Here is a 15769-nt window from a genome sequence, read left to right as displayed (position 1 = left end):
TGACTCAGGGTTGCCGTGGACGTGTGGAAGCGCAGGATTCGGGGAACCTTCTGGTCTCTGTCTGCGTTTCTGCTACGTGCACAGTGACATCGCGGTGACAGGGTGTGGCGACAGGCGGGGTGCAGCTACCATGACCGGCACAAGGACGGGCGGCATGACGGAGTCGTCCCCTGGGGCGGCGTCCGGTTCCATGCCGGGGCGAGGAGGACGGGCCATGGTGCAGAAGGCCAAGATCCTCCTGGTCGATGACCGGCCGGAGAATCTGCTGGCGCTGGAGGCGATCCTCTCTGCGCTCGATCAGACACTGGTGCGGGCATCGTCCGGGGAGGAAGCGCTCAAAGCACTGCTCACGGACGATTTCGCGGTGATTCTGCTCGATGTGCAGATGCCGGGGATGGACGGTTTCGAAACGGCCGCGCACATCAAGCGGCGTGAACGTACCCGCGACATCCCGATCATCTTCCTCACGGCCATCAACCACGGCCCGCACCACACCTTCCGCGGTTACGCGGCCGGTGCGGTGGACTACATCTCCAAGCCGTTCGACCCCTGGGTGCTGCGCGCCAAGGTCTCGGTCTTCGTCGAGCTCTACATGAAGAACTGCCAACTGCGGGAGCAGGCCTCCCTGCTGAGGCTTCAGCTGGAGGGCGGGCGGCAGAGCGCCGACGAGGCGAGGGAGTCCGCGGGACTGCTCGCCGAGCTGTCCGCGCGACTGGCCGCTGTCGAGGAACAGGCCGAGGCTCTGTCCAAACAGCTGGATGAGACGGCGGATGCGGCGGCGGTCGCCACGGCGGCCCATCTGGAGCGCAAACTCACCGGCCTGCGCCGGGCTCTGGATGCCCTGGAGCCGGGGTCGGGAAGCGCCGCGGGGTGACTGACGCCCTTTCATGAGACGGGCGCGCGACACGTTCGGGTGAAGCGCCGTGCGCTCGTGTCATGCCTGCCTTCGCCTGTAATCTCGTCGCCATGGCCTCACGTACGTCCGGCAAGGGAACCCAGAGCGCGGCGGGCCCCTCCAAGCAGCGCGCCGGACGGACCGCGGGCGCCGCCAAGAAGACCGCAGCGAAGAAGGCACCCGCGAAGAAGGCATCCGCGAAGCCGCCGCTCAAGAAGACCGCGGCCGCGAAGAAGGCACCGGCCAAAAGGGCTCCCGCCAAGAAGGCCGCCCCCAAGCCGGCGCCGTCACCCACCGGCGGTCTCTACCGCCTCGTCCGCGCCTGCTGGCTGGGGCTCGCGCACGCCATCGGGGCGGTGTTCCGCGGCATGGGCCGCGGCGCCAGGAACCTCGACCCGGCGCACCGCAAGGACGGGCTGGCGCTGCTGCTGCTCGGCCTGGCGCTGGTGATCGCGGCGGGTACGTGGTCCAACCTCAGCGGCCCGGTCGGCGATCTCGTCGAGCTGCTGGTGACCGGGGCGTTCGGGCGGCTCGATCTGGTCGTGCCGATACTGCTGGGCGGCATCGCCGTGCGCCTGATCCGGCACCCCGAGCAGCCGGAGGCCAACGGCCGGATCGTCATCGGGCTGTCGGCACTGGTCATGGGTGTCCTGGGGCAGGTCGCGATGGCCTGTGGATCGCCGGGCCGGGACGATGGTCTGGCCGCCATACAGGACGCCGGCGGCTATCTCGGATGGGTCGCTTCCAAGCCGCTGATCTTCACCGTCGGACAGACCCTGGCCGTGGCGCTGCTGGCGCTGCTGACCCTCTTCGGGCTGCTGGTGGTCACCGCGACGCCGGTGAACGCCATCCCGCAGCGGCTGCGGGCGCTCGGCGTCCGGCTGGGCGTGGTGCAGCCCGAGGAGCCCGAGGAGTACGTCGACGAGGTCGAGGACTATGCGGAGGAGTGGCGCGAGCAGCCCGCCCGCAAGCCGCGGCGCGCCGCAGCCGCGAACGAACCGGACGCGATAGAGGAAGCGGCCCTGGCCAAGCGGCGCCGCCCGCGCCGGGCCTTCGTACAGCCCGCCACGGACCGGCCGATGGACGCGGTGGACGTCGCCGCCGCGGCCGCGGCGGCGCTGGACGGTGCGGTGCTGCACGGCGTCCAGCCCTCCCCGCTCGTCGCCGGACTCAGCAGCAGCATCTCCGGGGAGCGCCGGGACCACGACGGCGCGGAGACCACGGGGGAGGGCGGCACGGTGCCGCCGGCCCGCGGCGCGAAGCCGAAGCCGTCCGCGGCCGAGGACACCCCGGCCGTACCGGACTTCACCAAGGCGCCGCCCGAGCCGTCCGGCGAACTGCCGGCGCGCGCCGAGCAGCTCCAGCTCTCCGGCGACATCACCTACTCGCTGCCCTCGCTGGACCTGCTCGCGCGCGGCGGCCCCGGCAAGACCCGCAGCGCCGCGAACGACGCCATAGTGACCTCGCTGACCACGGTCTTCCAGGAGTTCAAGGTCGACGCCGCGGTCACCGGCTTCACCCGTGGCCCGACGGTCACCCGCTACGAGGTCGAGCTCGGCCCGGCGGTCAAGGTCGAGAAGATCACCGCGCTGGCCAAGAACATCGCCTACGCGGTGGCCAGCCCCGACGTCCGGATCATCAGCCCGATCCCCGGCAAGTCCGCGGTCGGCATCGAGATCCCCAACACCGACCGCGAGATGGTCAACCTCGGCGATGTGCTGCGGCTGGCCGACGCCGCGGGCGACGAGCATCCGATGCTGGTGGCGCTCGGCAAGGACGTCGAGGGCGGCTACGTCATGGCCAACATGACCAAGATGCCGCACGTCCTGGTGGCCGGTGCCACCGGTTCCGGCAAGTCGTCCTGCATCAACTGTCTGATCACCTCGGTCATGGTGCGGGCCACGCCGGAGGACGTCCGGATGGTGCTGGTCGACCCCAAGCGCGTCGAGCTGACCGCGTACGAAGGCATCCCGCACCTGATCACGCCGATCATCACCAACCCCAAGCGCGCCGCCGAGGCACTCCAGTGGGTGGTGCGCGAGATGGACCTGCGCTACGACGATCTCGCGGCCTACGGCTTCCGGCACATCGACGACTTCAACGAAGCGGTGCGCAGCGGGAAGGTCACCTCACCCGAGGGCAGCGAGCGTGAGCTGGCGCCGTACCCGTATCTGCTGGTGATCGTCGACGAGCTGGCGGACCTGATGATGGTCGCGCCGCGCGATGTGGAGGACTCGATCGTCCGCATCACCCAGCTCGCCCGCGCGGCAGGCATCCATCTGGTGCTCGCCACCCAGCGCCCGTCGGTCGATGTGGTCACCGGCCTGATCAAGGCCAATGTGCCCTCCCGGCTCGCGTTCGCCACCTCCTCGCTCGCCGACAGCCGGGTCATCCTCGACCAGCCGGGTGCCGAGAAGCTGATCGGCAAGGGCGACGGGCTGTTCCTGCCGATGGGGGCCAACAAGCCGGTCCGTATGCAGGGCGCGTTCGTGACCGAGGCAGAGGTCGCGGCCGTCGTCCAGCACTGCAAGGATCAGATGGCGCCGGTCTTCCGGGACGACGTCACCGTGGGCACGGCCAAGAAGAAGGAGATCGACGAGGACATCGGCGATGACCTCGATCTGCTGTGCCAGGCCGCTGAGCTGGTCGTTTCCACCCAGTTCGGGTCGACGTCGATGCTTCAGCGCAAGCTGCGGGTGGGCTTCGCCAAGGCCGGCCGGCTGATGGACCTGATGGAGTCGCGCACCATCGTGGGACCGAGCGAGGGTTCCAAGGCACGTGACGTTCTTGTGAAGCCTGATGAGCTGGATGGAGTGCTGGCGGTGATCCGGGGGGAGGCTACCGAGTAGCACAGACTTCCGGGTCACGCAGACGGGAGCAGAAGGCAACCGTTTCTCCTGCTGATACGTCAAGTTGAGGGAGATGAGGGAACGATGCTTCACCATCGAGCCCCAGGGCACCGCCGACGGCGTTCCGATGGCGTACAAACTCTGCTCTCCCGCTTGCCCCACCCTTTCGCTCCACCCCTAGACTGAACTTCCAGCAGGTGGCTACACGCTCGAAAGGCGCCTCCGTGTCCATCGGCAACTCCCCCGAAGCAGACCGGCCTTCCGTCGGTGCTGCCCTCCAGAAGGCCCGTATCGGAGCGGGACTGACCGTCGAAGAGGTCAGTACGACGACACGGGTGCGCATCCCCATCGTGCACGCGATCGAGCAGGACGACTTCTCCCGCTGTGGCGGCGACGTCTACGCCCGGGGGCACATCCGGGCGCTCGCCCGCGCCGTATCCCTCGATTCCCGACCGCTGATCGACCAGTTCGACGCCGAACACGGCGGACGGCCCGCGCCGACCCCCGCCGCCCCGCTCTTCGAAGCCGAGCGGATCCGCTCCGAGCCCCGCCGCCCCAATTGGACCGCGGCCATGGTCGCGGCGATCGTCGCGGTGGTCGGGTTCGTGGGCTTCACGCTTTTCACGGGCAGCGGCAAGAGCGGCGGCGGCCCGGTCGCGTCCGGCGACGCCAATGCGAAACCGGCGCCGGCGCCCGCCCGCCACCCCTCGACCATCAAGCCGCCCGTCAAGCCCGAGCCCTCCGACAGTGCCGTCGCCGGGCTGCCGAAGGACAAGGTCACGATCAAGGTGACCGCCCGCGACGGCCAGAGCTGGATCTCCGCCAAGGACGCCAACGGCAAGCTCCTGGAGGACGGCCTGCTCAAGAAGGGCGAGTCCAAGACCATCACCGACAAGGAACGGATCGACCTGGTCCTCGGTAACGCCGGAGCCGTACAGCTGTACGTCAACGGCAAGGAGGTCAAGCGGGTCGGCGACAAGGGCACCGTGGAGCGTCTCAGCTACACGCGAGGAGACCCCCAGGCGGGCTGAGGGCCCCTCCTCGGGGGGCGTCCGCCGCCCGGCCCGGGTGCCCGGCACCGGCGGCGGAGACCTGCTCGCCAAGGGGGCGGCCGGGACAAAGTAGGCTGAGGCCTATGCCCGAACGCCGTACCGTCGCCCTTGTCACTCTTGGCTGCGCCCGTAACGAGGTGGACTCGGAGGAGCTCGCAGGCCGCCTGGCAGCGGACGGCTGGGACCTCGTCGAGGAAGCCGCCGATGCCGATGTCGCCGTCGTCAACACCTGTGGCTTCGTCGAGGCCGCAAAGAAGGACTCCGTCGATGCCCTGCTGGAAGCCAACGATCTGAAGGATCATGGCAGAACCCAGGCCGTGGTGGCCGTCGGCTGCATGGCCGAGCGCTACGGCAAGGAGCTCGCCGAGGCGCTGCCCGAGGCCGACGGTGTGCTCGGCTTTGACGACTACAGCAGCATCTCCGATCGCCTTCAGACCATCCTGAACGGCGGCATCCACGCCGCGCACACCCCGCGCGACCGCCGCAAGCTGCTGCCGATCAGCCCGGCCGAGCGTCAGGGCAGTGCCGAGGTCGCGCTGCCCGGCCACGCCCAGGACACTCCGCCCGAGGACCTTCCGGAGGGCATCGCGCCCGCCTCCGGGCCGCGTGCGCCGCTGCGCCGCCGGCTCGGCAGCAATCCCGTGGCCTCGGTGAAGCTGGCCTCCGGCTGCGACCGGCGCTGCTCGTTCTGCGCCATTCCCTCCTTCCGCGGCTCCTTCATCTCGCGCCGGCCCTCCGATGTGCTGGGCGAGACGCGCTGGCTGGCCGGGGAGGGCGTCAAGGAGATCATGCTGGTCTCCGAGAACAACACCTCCTACGGCAAGGACCTCGGCGACATCCGGCTGCTGGAGACGCTGCTGCCGGAGCTGGCGGCCGTCGACGGCATCGAGCGGATCCGGGTCAGCTACCTCCAGCCGGCCGAGATGCGCCCCGGCCTGATCGACGTGCTGACCGGCACCGACAAGGTCGCGCCCTACTTCGACCTGTCCTTCCAGCACTCGGCACCCGGTGTGCTGCGGGCGATGCGGCGCTTCGGCGGCACGGACAGCTTCCTGGAGCTGCTGGAGACGATCCGTACGAAGGCGCCGCAGGCCGGTGCCCGATCCAACTTCATCGTCGGCTTCCCCGGGGAGAGCGAGAGCGACCTCGCGGAGCTTGAGCGCTTCATCACCGAGGCCCGGCTCGACGCCATCGGCGTCTTCGGCTACTCCGACGAGGACGGCACCGAGGCCGCCTCCTACGCGGACAAGGTCGATCCGGACGTGGTCGCCGAGCGGCTGGCGCGGGTCTCGCGGCTGGCCGAGGAGCTGACCGCGCAGCGTGCCGAGGAGCGGGTCGGCGAGACGCTGCGGGTGCTGGTCGACCGGACCGACGACGAGGACGGCATCGTCGGGCGGGCTGCGCACCAGGCACCGGAGACCGACGGCGTCACGCTGCTGTCGACCGACCAGGAGCTGGAGCCTGGTCGTATGGTCGAAGCAAAGGTGGTGGCGAGCGAGGGCGTGGACCTCGTGGCGGAGGTGCTGTCGGTGGAGGGCACGGGGTGTACCGAGGAGGCGGGCAGATGAGCGGAGTCCCGGCTTCCGCAGCTGGTGGCCCGCGCACGGCGCCGGTCGTCCGGCAGGCCGGGCTGTGGAACATCGCCAATCTCCTGACGATGCTGCGGCTGGTGCTGGTCCCGGCCTTCGTGGTGCTGCTGATGCACGACGACGGAGCCGATCCGGTCTGGCGGGTCTTCGCCTGGGCCGCCTTCGCCGTCGCCATGATCACCGATGTCTTCGACGGGCATCTGGCCCGCGCGTACAACCTGGTCACCGACTTCGGCAAGATCGCGGACCCGATCGCGGACAAGGCGATCATGGGCGCCGCACTGATCTGCCTGTCGGTGCTGGGTGATCTGTCCTGGTGGGTGACCGGCGTGATCCTTTTCCGGGAGCTCGGCATCACGCTGATGCGGTTCTGGGTGATCAAGCACGGGGTCATTCCGGCCAGTCGTGGCGGCAAAATCAAGACATTGGCACAGGGCACCGCGGTCGGTATGTACGTCCTGGTGCTGAGCGGCCCGCTGGCGACCTTCCGCTGGTGGGTGATGGCGGTGGCGGTGGCGCTGACCGTGGTCACCGGGCTCGACTACATCCGGCAGGCCGTGGTGCTGCGCCGGGCCGGGCTGGCCCGGGAGCGGGCCGAGCGGGACACGGCCCGGTGAGCGGGCCGGGGTCTGCCGCGGCCGGGGCGCTGGAGCTGCTCGCCGGCCGTGGGCAGAGCCTGGCGGTGGCCGAATCACTGACCGGCGGCCTGGTGGCGGGCGCGCTGACCGCCGTCCCCGGGGCCTCACGGGTCGTCCGTGGCTCGGTCACGGCGTACGCAACCGACCTCAAGCGGGACGTGCTGGGCGTGGACGGCGCTCTGCTGGCCGCGTGCGGGGCCGTGGACGGCGAGGTCGCACGGCAGATGGCGAGCGGTGTGCGGCGGGTGCTGGGGGCCGACTGGGGCCTCGCCACCACGGGTGTGGCCGGCCCCGATCCTCAGGACGGGTATCCGGTGGGCACCGTTTTCGTGGCGGTCCAGGGACCGGACGGCGCCGGGGCGGTGCGGCGGCTGGCGCTGGCGGGGGACCGTGACCGTATCCGCCAGGACACCATTCAGGCCGTGCTCGCACTGTTGTTGAGCGAACTGACAGAAAATTCGCGGGCACAGGATACGGAACAACACGGGGGGAATGGATGTTTGCAGCCCTGAGTGAACACGTACTTGCACCCCGCACGCCTACAGCCCAAGGCGGTACGGTGGGGCGAGAAGGATCCGGATCCGAGGTCCGAGGAGGGAGCCAGCGATGATTCTGCTTCGTCGCCTGCTGGGTGACGTGCTGCGCCGACAGCGTCAGCGCCAGGGCCGAACCCTGCGCGAGGTCTCTTCCTCCGCCCGGGTATCGCTCGGCTATTTGTCCGAGGTCGAGAGGGGGCAGAAGGAGGCCTCCTCCGAACTGCTCTCGTCGATCTGTGACGCGCTGGATGTGCGCATGTCCGAGCTCATGCGAGAGGTCAGCGATGAGCTGGCACTCGCCGAGCTGGCAGCGTCCGCGGCCGCGAGCGATCCGGTGCCCGCACCGGTGCGGCCGAAGCTCAATTCGGTGTCCGTCACGTCCCTGGCCGGTGTGCCGGAGGACCGCGTGACCATCAAGTCCCCGGCCGACGTCGTGGATGTCGTCGCGGCCTGACACCCCTGTTCGTACGCATCGGAGCCCCGGCGGGCAGCAGTCCGCCGGGGCTCCGTGCTGCCCGGGGCGGGCGGGTATGTGCGGCGGGCGGTGCCCGGATGGGTGCTCGGCCGGACCGTCCGGCCCGCTCGGAGCGGGCGATTCATTTGTACGATGGCTGAATCGGATAAATCGCCTGAAAACGGGAGCATCTGGATGTCTGTCGTCAAGAGCACACTGTCCGACGAGGATCGCGGTGTCGTGGGTACCGCCCTACAGGGAGCGCTCGTCGATCTGGTGGACCTCTCCCTCGTCGCGAAGCAGGTGCACTGGAATGTCGTCGGCCCGCGGTTCCGCTCCGTACACCTTCAGCTCGACGACGTGGTCGCCAGCGCGCGGCAGCATGCCGACACGGTGGCCGAGCGGGCGTCCGCGATCGGGGTGTCTCCCGACGGGCGGGCCGGCACCGTCACCAAGACCAGCGGCATCAGCGAGATCACGGACGGCTGGATCAAGGACGTCGCTGTGGTGCAGGCGATGGTGGACGCGCTGAGCGCGGTCATCGGCCGGATGCGCGAGCGGATCGTCGCCACTGCGGACCCGGACCCGGTCAGTCAGGACATCCTCATCGGTCTGACCGCCGACCTGGAGAAGCACCACTGGATGTTCCAGGCCGAGGCCCACTGACGGGCCGCGGCGACCGCTGAGGGCTCGGGTCCCGGGCATGCCTTCCGGGGCCTGCGGCGTCGGCCCCCGTGTGGGGGCTTGCGGAGCCGAGGCCCGCTCCGGGGCTTGCGGGGGCGCCTGCGCGCCGGAAATGCCCCGGTGCGCCCTCCCGTCGGGCGGCGGGACCCGTCTAGCGTCGGCCGGAGGAGGCAGCCATGGGGTGGCGTGACGTCGCGGTCCGCGGACCGTCCGGCCGGCGTCCGCGGGCCGTGCCGGGGCGCTGGATATCCGGGGCCGTCGTCGGGGGGCTGTGGTGGTGGGCCGCGGTCCGGCTGGTGGTGTGGCCGCAGTCGGCGGGGGTGGTCGAGGGGGTCGTGGCGCTGGGCGGCTGGGGTCTCAGCCTGCTGCCGGTGCACTGTGTTCCGCGGACGGGCCGGAGCGGCGGCTGTCGCCGTGCCGTGGCCCGGGTGGTCAGGGGGTTTCACGGGGTTCGCGGGGGGTGCGGCGCGGTGCTCACCAAGGCATGGCGACGCCGCCGTTGGGGCGGAGGATCTGGCCGGTCATGAAGGACGAGGCGTCCGACGCCAGATGCAGCACGGTGTGGGCGATGTCCTCCGGCTCTCCCACCCGCCCCAGAGGGGACATCCGGATCATCGGCCGCTCCGCCTGCTGCTGTGCCTCCGCGGTGTGGCGTTCGGTCATCGCCGTACGGACCCAGCCGGGGGCGACGGCATTGACGCGGATGCCGTGCCCGCCGACTTCCGTGGCCAGGGTCTTGGTGAGCTGGACGACGGCGGCCTTGGCGGCGCCGTAGCAGAGCAGGCCGGGTGCGCCGGTGTCGATCGCGCCGGACGCCATGTTCACGACGGAGCCCCGGGTGCCGGTGGCGATCATGGCGCGGGCGGCCTCCTGGCAGCCGTACAGCACGCCCTTGAAGTTGGTGTTCCAGACCCGGTCCAGGTCCGCTTCCTCGGTCTCCAGGACGGCGGAGGAGTGCATGATCCCGGCGACATTCGCCATCACGTCGAGGCGGCCGGTGGCGCTGCGAGCGGCGTCGACGACAGCGGCGATCTCGTCGCGCCGGGTGACATCGAGGTGGTGGGCGTGCGCGGAGCCGCCCGAGGCGGTGATCGCCGTCGCGGTCGCCCTGACGCCCTGGGCGTCGAGGTCCGCGCAGTGGACGGTGGCTCCGGCCTCGGCGAGGAGGGCGGCGGTGGCGCGGCCGATGCCTGCGGCGGCGCCGGTGACGATCGCGGTGCGGCCCGTGAGGTCGTACGCCGTGAAGGGCATGGGGCGAGGGTAGGGCGATATCTGACGGAGCGTCAATTGGCGTGCGTCACGGGTCAGTCCGCGGGCCGGGCGGCCGGCTGGTCGGGCTGGCAGGCGGGGCACCAGTAGGTGACGCGCTCCTCGCCCGCGGGGTCCTGGTCGGCGGCGCGGATCCTGGTGCCGCAGCGCAGACAGGGGCGGTCGGCCCGGCCGTAGACCCACAGCCGGCGGTCGGGGCGGGAGCTGGGAGTGGTGGTGCGGGCGGGGCGGTGCCTGTTGGCTTCGAGGAGCTTCTTGGCGAGCGCCGGGATGCGCTCCGGGTGGGGCAGCTGTCCTACGGGGAGCCAGGGGGAGGCACGGAGCAGGAAGCACAGCTCGCACTTGTAGACATTGCCGATGCCGGCGAGATGGCGCTGGTCGAGCAGGGCCTCGCCGAGGGGGCGTTCGGGGGCGGAGAGCAGCCGGCGCAGGGCTTCGGACGGGTCCCAGTCGGGGCCGAGGAGATCGGGGCCCAGATGGCCGACGACCCGGGACTCCTCGGCGGTGCGCAGCAGATCGAGAACGGGAAGGCGGTAGCCGACGGCGGTGTGCCCGGCGGTGCCGAGGATCGCCCGGATCTGGTGGGCGGGGCCGCCGCGCCAGCGCTCGGCCGGAGCGTAGATCTTCCATGCGCCGTCCATCCGCAGATGGGAGTGCAGGGTGAGGCCGCCCTCGAAGCGGGTGAGGAGATGTTTGCCGCGGGGGACCACGTCCAGCACTTCGCGGCCGGTCAGATCCACCGTCGCGAGCCGGGGGACCCGCAGGTCGCAGCGGGTCAGCGGGCTGCCGGTGAGCGCTTCGCGGAGCCGCTGGGCCAAGCGCCAGACGGTGTCACCTTCGGGCATGCCACCATCATGCCGGGTGGGTGCGTACGCGCGGGTGGGCGCCCGCGGCGTGGGGACCGCCCGCGGTGTGCCGTCACCCCCGCAGCCGCAGGCCCCTCGGGGTCGGGTGGAAGCCGGCGGACTCCAGGGTGGTGGCGTAGGGGGAGGTGAGGGCCGAGGTGCCGTTGATGCGTTCGGTGGTGATGGTGCCCAGGGCGCTGGCGCGGGCGGCATCCGTGAGCGCCTCGACGGCGAGCTGGAGGCGGGCGTCCGTAGGGGCCGGAGCCGGGTCGTGGCCGAAGGGCCAGATGAGCAGGGTCTTGCCGCCGCGTTCCATGTAGAGCGTCAGCTCGCCGTCGACGAGGACCACGAGGGAACCCGCCTTGCGGCCGGGTTTGTGCGTCGAGCCTTCGGGCGGCTCGGGCCAGGACAGGGCGGCGCCGTAGGCATTCGCCGGGTCGGCGGCGGCCAGGACGACGGCGCGCTGCGGGCCGCCGCGCCGGGACTGCGCCGGGCCGGTGTCCGGCAGGGCGTCATCGGCGGTGCGCTCCCGCTGGGTGTTGACCGCGCGCAGCCGGTCCACCGCGCCGTCCATGGCGAACTGGGCGGCGCCGAGCCCCTCCACCACATAGCCGCGGCGGGCCTGACCGGACTCCTCGAAGGCGGCCAGCACGCGGTAGGCGGCGGAGAATCCGCCCTCGACGCCCTCGGCGGCGACCGCGCCGCGGGTGACGATGCCGTGCCGGTCCAGGAGGGCGCGGGCCAGGGCGTGGGCGCGATGGGTGGGGTCCGGCTCGGCGGCGGGCAGCAGTGACCAGCGGCCGCCGACGGTCGGCGGGCCGGAGCGGGAGGCGGTGGGGCGGCCGCTGCGGCCCGTGGCCGCGGTCAGCGAGCCGTATCTGCCCCGGGGGACGGCCCGGCGGGCGCGATGGGCGGTCGAGCCGGCCGTACGGCCCGAGCCGAGGAGGGCGCGCAGCGGGGCGAGGGTGTCGTTGGTCAGCCGGCCGGACCAGGCCAGGTCCCACAGGGCGTCGGCCAGTTGGGAGTCGGTGGCCTCGGGGTGGGTGGTGGCGCGCACCTGGTCGGCGAGCTGGCGGAAGAACAGGCCGTAGCCGGGGGCGAGGGCGGTCAGCAACGACTCGTGAACCGCGGTCACTTCCAGCGGGAGCGGCTGCGGGAGCAGGAGCGGGGCGGTGTCGGCGAGATGGAGGGAGACCCAGCCGTCCTTGCCGGGGAGCGCACCGGCGCCGGCCCACAACACCTCGCCGGTGGTGGTGAGTTCGTCCAGCAGGGCGGGGGTGTAGCCGCCGACGCGGGAGGGCAGCACCAGCTTTTCCAGGGCGGAGGCGGGCACGGGCGCGCCCTGGAGCTGCTCGATGGCGCGCACCAGCCCGTCGATACCGCGCAGACCGGGCGACGCGCCGCCGAGCGGGGCCGGCACCCCGCTCGCCGCGGCCGGGCGCGGGGCGCTGATGTGCTGCCACTGGGGGAGGAATGCGGCGAGCGCGGCGGGCGGCACGGGCTCCAGCTCCTCGCGCAGGGCGGCGAGCGAGCGGCGGCGCAGCCTGCGCAGCACCTGGGCGTCGCACCACTCCTGGCCGATGCCCGCGGGGTGGAACTCCCCCTGGACGACCCGTCCTGCGGCGGCGAGAAGATGCAGCGCGCCGTCGGTGACGGCCGTGCCGAGGCCGAAGCGGGCGGCGGCCTGTTCGGAGGTGAACGGGCCGTGGGTGCGGGCGTAGCGGGACAGCAGATCGCCCAGCGGGTCCTTGACCGGTTCGGTGAACGACTCGGGGACGCCCACCGGCAGCGCCGTGCCCAGGGCGTCGCGGAGCCGGCCGGCGTCCTCGACGGCGGCCCAGTGCTCGGCGCCGGCGATCCGCACCGCGATGGCGCGGCGGGCGGCGGCCAGCTCCCTGGGCCAGGCCGGATCCGCGCCGCGTTCGGCCAGCTCGGCGTCGGTCAGCGGCCCCAGCAGCCGCAGGACGTCGGCGACGCCCTCCACGTCCTTGACGCGCCGGTCGTCCGTACGCCACTGGAGCTCACGCTCCAGCTCGGCCAGCACCTCGGCATCCAGCAGCTCGCGCAGCTCGGCCTGGCCCAGCAGCTCGGCCAGCAGCCGGGAGTCCAGGGACAGGGCGGCGGCGCGGCGCTCGGCGAGCGGGGAGTCGCCCTCGTACAGGAACTGGGCGACATAGCCGAAGAGGAGTGACCGGGCGAACGGCGACGCCTCGGGCGTGGTGACCTCCACGAGGCGGACCCGGCGGGCCTCGATGTCCCCCATGAGCTCCGTCAGGCCCGGTACGTCGAAGACGTCCTGGAGGCATTCGCGGACGGCCTCCAGCACGATCGGGAAGGACCCGAACTCGCTCGCCACCTGGAGGAGCTGGGCGGCGCGCTGGCGCTGCTGCCACAGCGGAGTGCGCTTTCCGGGGCTGCGCCGCGGCAGCAGCAGGGCGCGGGCGGCGCATTCGCGGAACCGGGAGGCGAACAGCGCGGAGCCACCGACCTGGTCCGTGACGAGCTGGTCGACCTCGCCGTGCTCGAAGGCGACATCGGCCGCGCCCACGGGGGACTGCTCGGGGTCGTACTCCGCGCCGCGGGCACCGAGGCCCGGGTCGGCGGCCGGATCGAAGGCGCCGTCTCCGTCCAGGAGGTCGAGGCCCATCAGATCGGCGTCGGGCAGCCGCAGCACGATGCCGTCGTCGGCATGCATCACCTGGGCGTCCATGCCGTAGCGCTCGGCGAGGCGGGCGCCGAGGGCCAGCGCCCACGGGGCGTGGACCTGCGCGCCGAAGGGGGAGTGGATGACCACCCGCCAGTCGCCGAGCTCGTCGCGGAACCGTTCCACGACGATCGTGCGGTCGTCGGGGACATGGCCGCAGGCCTGCTTCTGCTCGGCGAGATAGCTCAGCACGTTGGACGTCGCCCAGTCGTCCAGCCCGGCCGCGGACAGCCGGGTCCGGGCGTCCTCCGGGCCGAGCGCGCCGAGCTCGCGCAGGAACGCGCCCAGGGCACGGCCCAGTTCGAGGGGGCGGCCCAGCTGGTCGCCCTTCCAGAAGGGCAGCCGGCCCGGCACTCCGGGGGCGGGGGTGACCAGCACCCGGTCGCGGGTGATGTCCTCGATGCGCCAGGACGTCGTGCCGAGCGTGAAGACATCGCCGACGCGGGACTCGTAGACCATCTCCTCGTCGAGTTCGCCCACCCGTCGCCCACCACCGCCCCGGGTGGAGGCGCTTCGCGCCGCCGTGTCTGATGGCCGGCCGCCCCCCTTCGCGGAGTCGCCGCCCGCCAGGAACACACCGAACAGGCCGCGGTCGGGGATCGTGCCGCCGGAGGTGACGGCCAGCCGCTGGGCGCCGGGGCGGCCCGTGACGGTCCGGGCGACGCGGTCCCACACCAGGCGCGGGCGCAACTCGGCGAAGGCGTCGGAGGGGTAGCGGCCGGCGAGCATGTCCAGCACGGCCGTGTACGCCGACTCGGGAAGCCCGGCGAACGGGGCCGCCCGCCGGACGACGGCCAGCAGCTCCTCGACGTCCCAGGTGTCCATCGCGGCCATGGCGACGAGCTGCTGGGCGAGGACGTCCAGCGGATTGGCCGGCACCCGCAGCGCCTCGATGGCGCCCGAGCGCATCCGCTCGGTGACCACCGCCGCCTGCACCAGATCGCCGCGGTACTTGGGGAAGACGACGCCCGTCGAGACCGCGCCGACCTGATGCCCGGCGCGGCCGACGCGCTGGAGCCCGGAGGCGACCGACGGCGGCGACTCCACCTGGATGACCAGATCGACCGCGCCCATGTCGATGCCCAGCTCCAGACTGGAGGTGGCGACCACGGCCGGCAGCCGGCCGGCCTTCAGGTCCTCCTCCACCTGGGCGCGCTGCTCCTTCGACACGGAGCCGTGGTGGGCGCGGGCCAGCAGCGGCGGGGCGCCCTTGGCGGCACCGGACCCGCCCATCAGCTCGGCGGGGGAGTGGTGCTCGGACAGCGCCGTGGCGGAGCCGTCCGCCTCGGGCCCGGCAGCCGTGGAGCGCTCATGGGCGATCTCGTTGAGGCGGTTGCACAGCCGCTCCGCGAGGCGGCGGGAGTTGGCGAAGACGATCGTGGAGCGATGGGCCTGGACGAGGTCGGCGATCTTCTCCTCCACCTGCGGCCAGATGGACGGCTTCTCGCCGGTGTCGCCCTCCTGGACCGGTGATCCGCCCAGCTCGCCCATGTCCTCCACCGGGACGACCACCGAGAGGTCGAAGCGTTTCCCGGACGGCGGCTGGACGACCTCCACCCGGCGCCGGGGCGACAGATAGCGGGCCACCTCCTCCACCGGGCGCACCGTCGCCGACAGCCCGATGCGGCGGGCCGGACGGTCCAGCAGCTCGTCCAGCCGCTCCAGGGACAGCGCCAGATGTGCGCCGCGCTTCGTGCCGGCCACCGCATGGACCTCGTCCACGATCACCGTCTCGACGCCCTCCAGCGCCTCCCGGGCGGAGGACGTCAGCATCAGGAACAGCGACTCGGGGGTCGTGATGAGGATGTCCGGCGGGCGGTTGGCGATCGACCGGCGCTCGGCGGGTGAGGTGTCCCCGGAGCGGATGGCGACCTTGATGTCCGGCTCCGGCAGTCCGAGGCGGACCGACTCCTGGCGGATGCCCGTCAGCGGACTGCGCAGATTGCGTTCCACATCGACGGCCAGCGCCTTCATCGGTGAGACGTACAGCACCCGGCAGCGCTTCTTCGGCTCGGCGGGCGGGGGTGTGCTCGCCAGCGCGTCCAGGGACGCGAGGAAGGCGGCGAGGGTCTTGCCGGAGCCCGTCGGCGCCACCACCAGGACGTCGGAGCCGGCGCCGATCGCCCGCCAGGCCCCTTCCTGCGCGGCGGTGGGCGCACTGAACGCCCCGGCGAACCAACCGCGGGTCGCGGAGGAGAACGAGTCGAGCGCTGCCTGGGCCATGTCCTCCATCGTGCACCGGACCACTGACAAC

The 15769-nt window shown here is 72.1% G+C and carries 11 protein-coding genes; 8 read left to right on the top strand and 3 right to left on the bottom strand.

What is annotated here, in order from left to right; translation table 11 throughout:
• The first annotated feature begins 214 nt into the window (after nucleotides 1-214).
• The 8 genes from IF67_RS0135590 to IF67_RS0135555 all read left to right on the top strand — a co-directional run bounded on the left by IF67_RS0135590 (nucleotide 215) and on the right by IF67_RS0135555 (nucleotide 8679).
• Entirely contained in the window at nucleotides 215-874 is a 660-nt protein-coding gene (locus tag IF67_RS0135590; protein ID WP_030992783.1) for a response regulator, read from the top strand.
• 92 nt (nucleotides 875-966) lie between these two features.
• Nucleotides 967-3744: a DNA translocase FtsK gene (locus IF67_RS0135585; protein ID WP_199812837.1), complete on the top strand. Its 2778-nt coding sequence runs from the start codon at nucleotides 967-969 to the stop codon at nucleotides 3742-3744.
• A gap of 224 nt (nucleotides 3745-3968) precedes the next feature.
• On the top strand, nucleotides 3969-4775 hold the full coding sequence (locus IF67_RS0135580) for a helix-turn-helix domain-containing protein (protein WP_030992781.1): 807 nt from the start codon (nucleotides 3969-3971) through the stop codon (nucleotides 4773-4775).
• Nucleotides 4776-4879: 104 nt separating this feature from the next.
• Complete coding sequence (rimO, locus tag IF67_RS0135575; protein ID WP_030992780.1) at nucleotides 4880-6364, top strand: 30S ribosomal protein S12 methylthiotransferase RimO; 1485 nt, start codon at nucleotides 4880-4882, stop codon at nucleotides 6362-6364.
• Complete coding sequence (pgsA, locus tag IF67_RS0135570) at nucleotides 6361-7002, top strand: CDP-diacylglycerol--glycerol-3-phosphate 3-phosphatidyltransferase (protein ID WP_030992778.1); 642 nt, start codon at nucleotides 6361-6363, stop codon at nucleotides 7000-7002. Before rimO ends, pgsA begins: the two co-directional genes overlap by 4 nt.
• Nucleotides 6999-7535, top strand: a complete 537-nt coding sequence (locus IF67_RS0135565) for a CinA family protein (RefSeq protein WP_030992777.1) — start codon at nucleotides 6999-7001, stop codon at nucleotides 7533-7535. The genes pgsA and IF67_RS0135565 overlap by 4 nt, the downstream gene beginning before the upstream one ends.
• Before the next feature lie 94 nt (nucleotides 7536-7629).
• The gene (locus tag IF67_RS0135560; protein ID WP_018092941.1) at nucleotides 7630-8013 is read left to right on the top strand and encodes a helix-turn-helix domain-containing protein; all 384 of its coding nucleotides are present in this window, start codon (nucleotides 7630-7632) and stop codon (nucleotides 8011-8013) included.
• Nucleotides 8014-8208: 195 nt separating this feature from the next.
• On the top strand, nucleotides 8209-8679 hold the full coding sequence (locus IF67_RS0135555) for a Dps family protein (protein WP_030992776.1): 471 nt from the start codon (nucleotides 8209-8211) through the stop codon (nucleotides 8677-8679).
• Nucleotides 8680-9171: 492 nt separating this feature from the next.
• Here the strand turns inward: IF67_RS0135555 and IF67_RS0135550 are convergent, their stop codons facing one another.
• The 3 genes from IF67_RS0135550 to IF67_RS0135540 all read right to left on the bottom strand — a co-directional run bounded on the left by IF67_RS0135550 (nucleotide 9172) and on the right by IF67_RS0135540 (nucleotide 15738).
• Nucleotides 9172-9948, bottom strand: a complete 777-nt coding sequence (locus tag IF67_RS0135550) for an SDR family NAD(P)-dependent oxidoreductase (protein ID WP_030992775.1) — start codon at nucleotides 9946-9948, stop codon at nucleotides 9172-9174.
• Nucleotides 9949-10001: 53 nt separating this feature from the next.
• Nucleotides 10002-10811 carry an Fpg/Nei family DNA glycosylase gene (locus IF67_RS0135545; RefSeq protein ID WP_030992774.1) on the bottom strand — a complete coding sequence of 270 codons (810 nt, stop codon included), beginning with the start codon at nucleotides 10809-10811 and terminating at the stop codon, nucleotides 10002-10004.
• A 73-nt stretch (nucleotides 10812-10884) separates the two neighbouring features.
• A complete protein-coding gene (locus IF67_RS0135540; RefSeq protein ID WP_030992773.1) occupies nucleotides 10885-15738 on the bottom strand; it encodes a DEAD/DEAH box helicase in 4854 nt (1617 codons plus the stop codon).
• Nucleotides 15739-15769: the final 31 nt, after the last annotated feature.

Source organism: Streptomyces sp. NRRL S-1813, assembly GCF_000719605.1.
Classification (GTDB): Bacteria; Actinomycetota; Actinomycetes; order Streptomycetales; family Streptomycetaceae; genus Streptomyces; species Streptomyces decoyicus.
Note: the sequence above shows the minus strand (reverse complement) of the source record. Positions and strands in the feature narration are given on the sequence as shown.

Bases quoted from the DNA above. Each gene is read 5' to 3' on its own strand.
- IF67_RS0135590 (WP_030992783.1), top strand. From the start codon at position 215: ATGGTGCAGAAGGCCAAGATCCTCCTGGTCGATGACCGGCCGGAGAAT.
- IF67_RS0135585 (WP_199812837.1), top strand. From the start codon at position 967: ATGGCCTCACGTACGTCCGGCAAGGGAACCCAGAGCGCGGCGGGCCCC.
- rimO (WP_030992780.1), top strand. From the start codon at position 4,880: ATGCCCGAACGCCGTACCGTCGCCCTTGTCACTCTTGGCTGCGCCCGT.
- pgsA (WP_030992778.1), top strand. From the start codon at position 6,361: ATGAGCGGAGTCCCGGCTTCCGCAGCTGGTGGCCCGCGCACGGCGCCG.
- IF67_RS0135560 (WP_018092941.1), top strand. From the start codon at position 7,630: ATGATTCTGCTTCGTCGCCTGCTGGGTGACGTGCTGCGCCGACAGCGT.
- IF67_RS0135555 (WP_030992776.1), top strand. From the start codon at position 8,209: ATGTCTGTCGTCAAGAGCACACTGTCCGACGAGGATCGCGGTGTCGTG.
- IF67_RS0135550 (WP_030992775.1), bottom strand. From the start codon at position 9,948: ATGCCCTTCACGGCGTACGACCTCACGGGCCGCACCGCGATCGTCACC.
- IF67_RS0135545 (WP_030992774.1), bottom strand. From the start codon at position 10,811: ATGCCCGAAGGTGACACCGTCTGGCGCTTGGCCCAGCGGCTCCGCGAA.
- IF67_RS0135540 (WP_030992773.1), bottom strand. From the start codon at position 15,738: ATGGCCCAGGCAGCGCTCGACTCGTTCTCCTCCGCGACCCGCGGTTGG.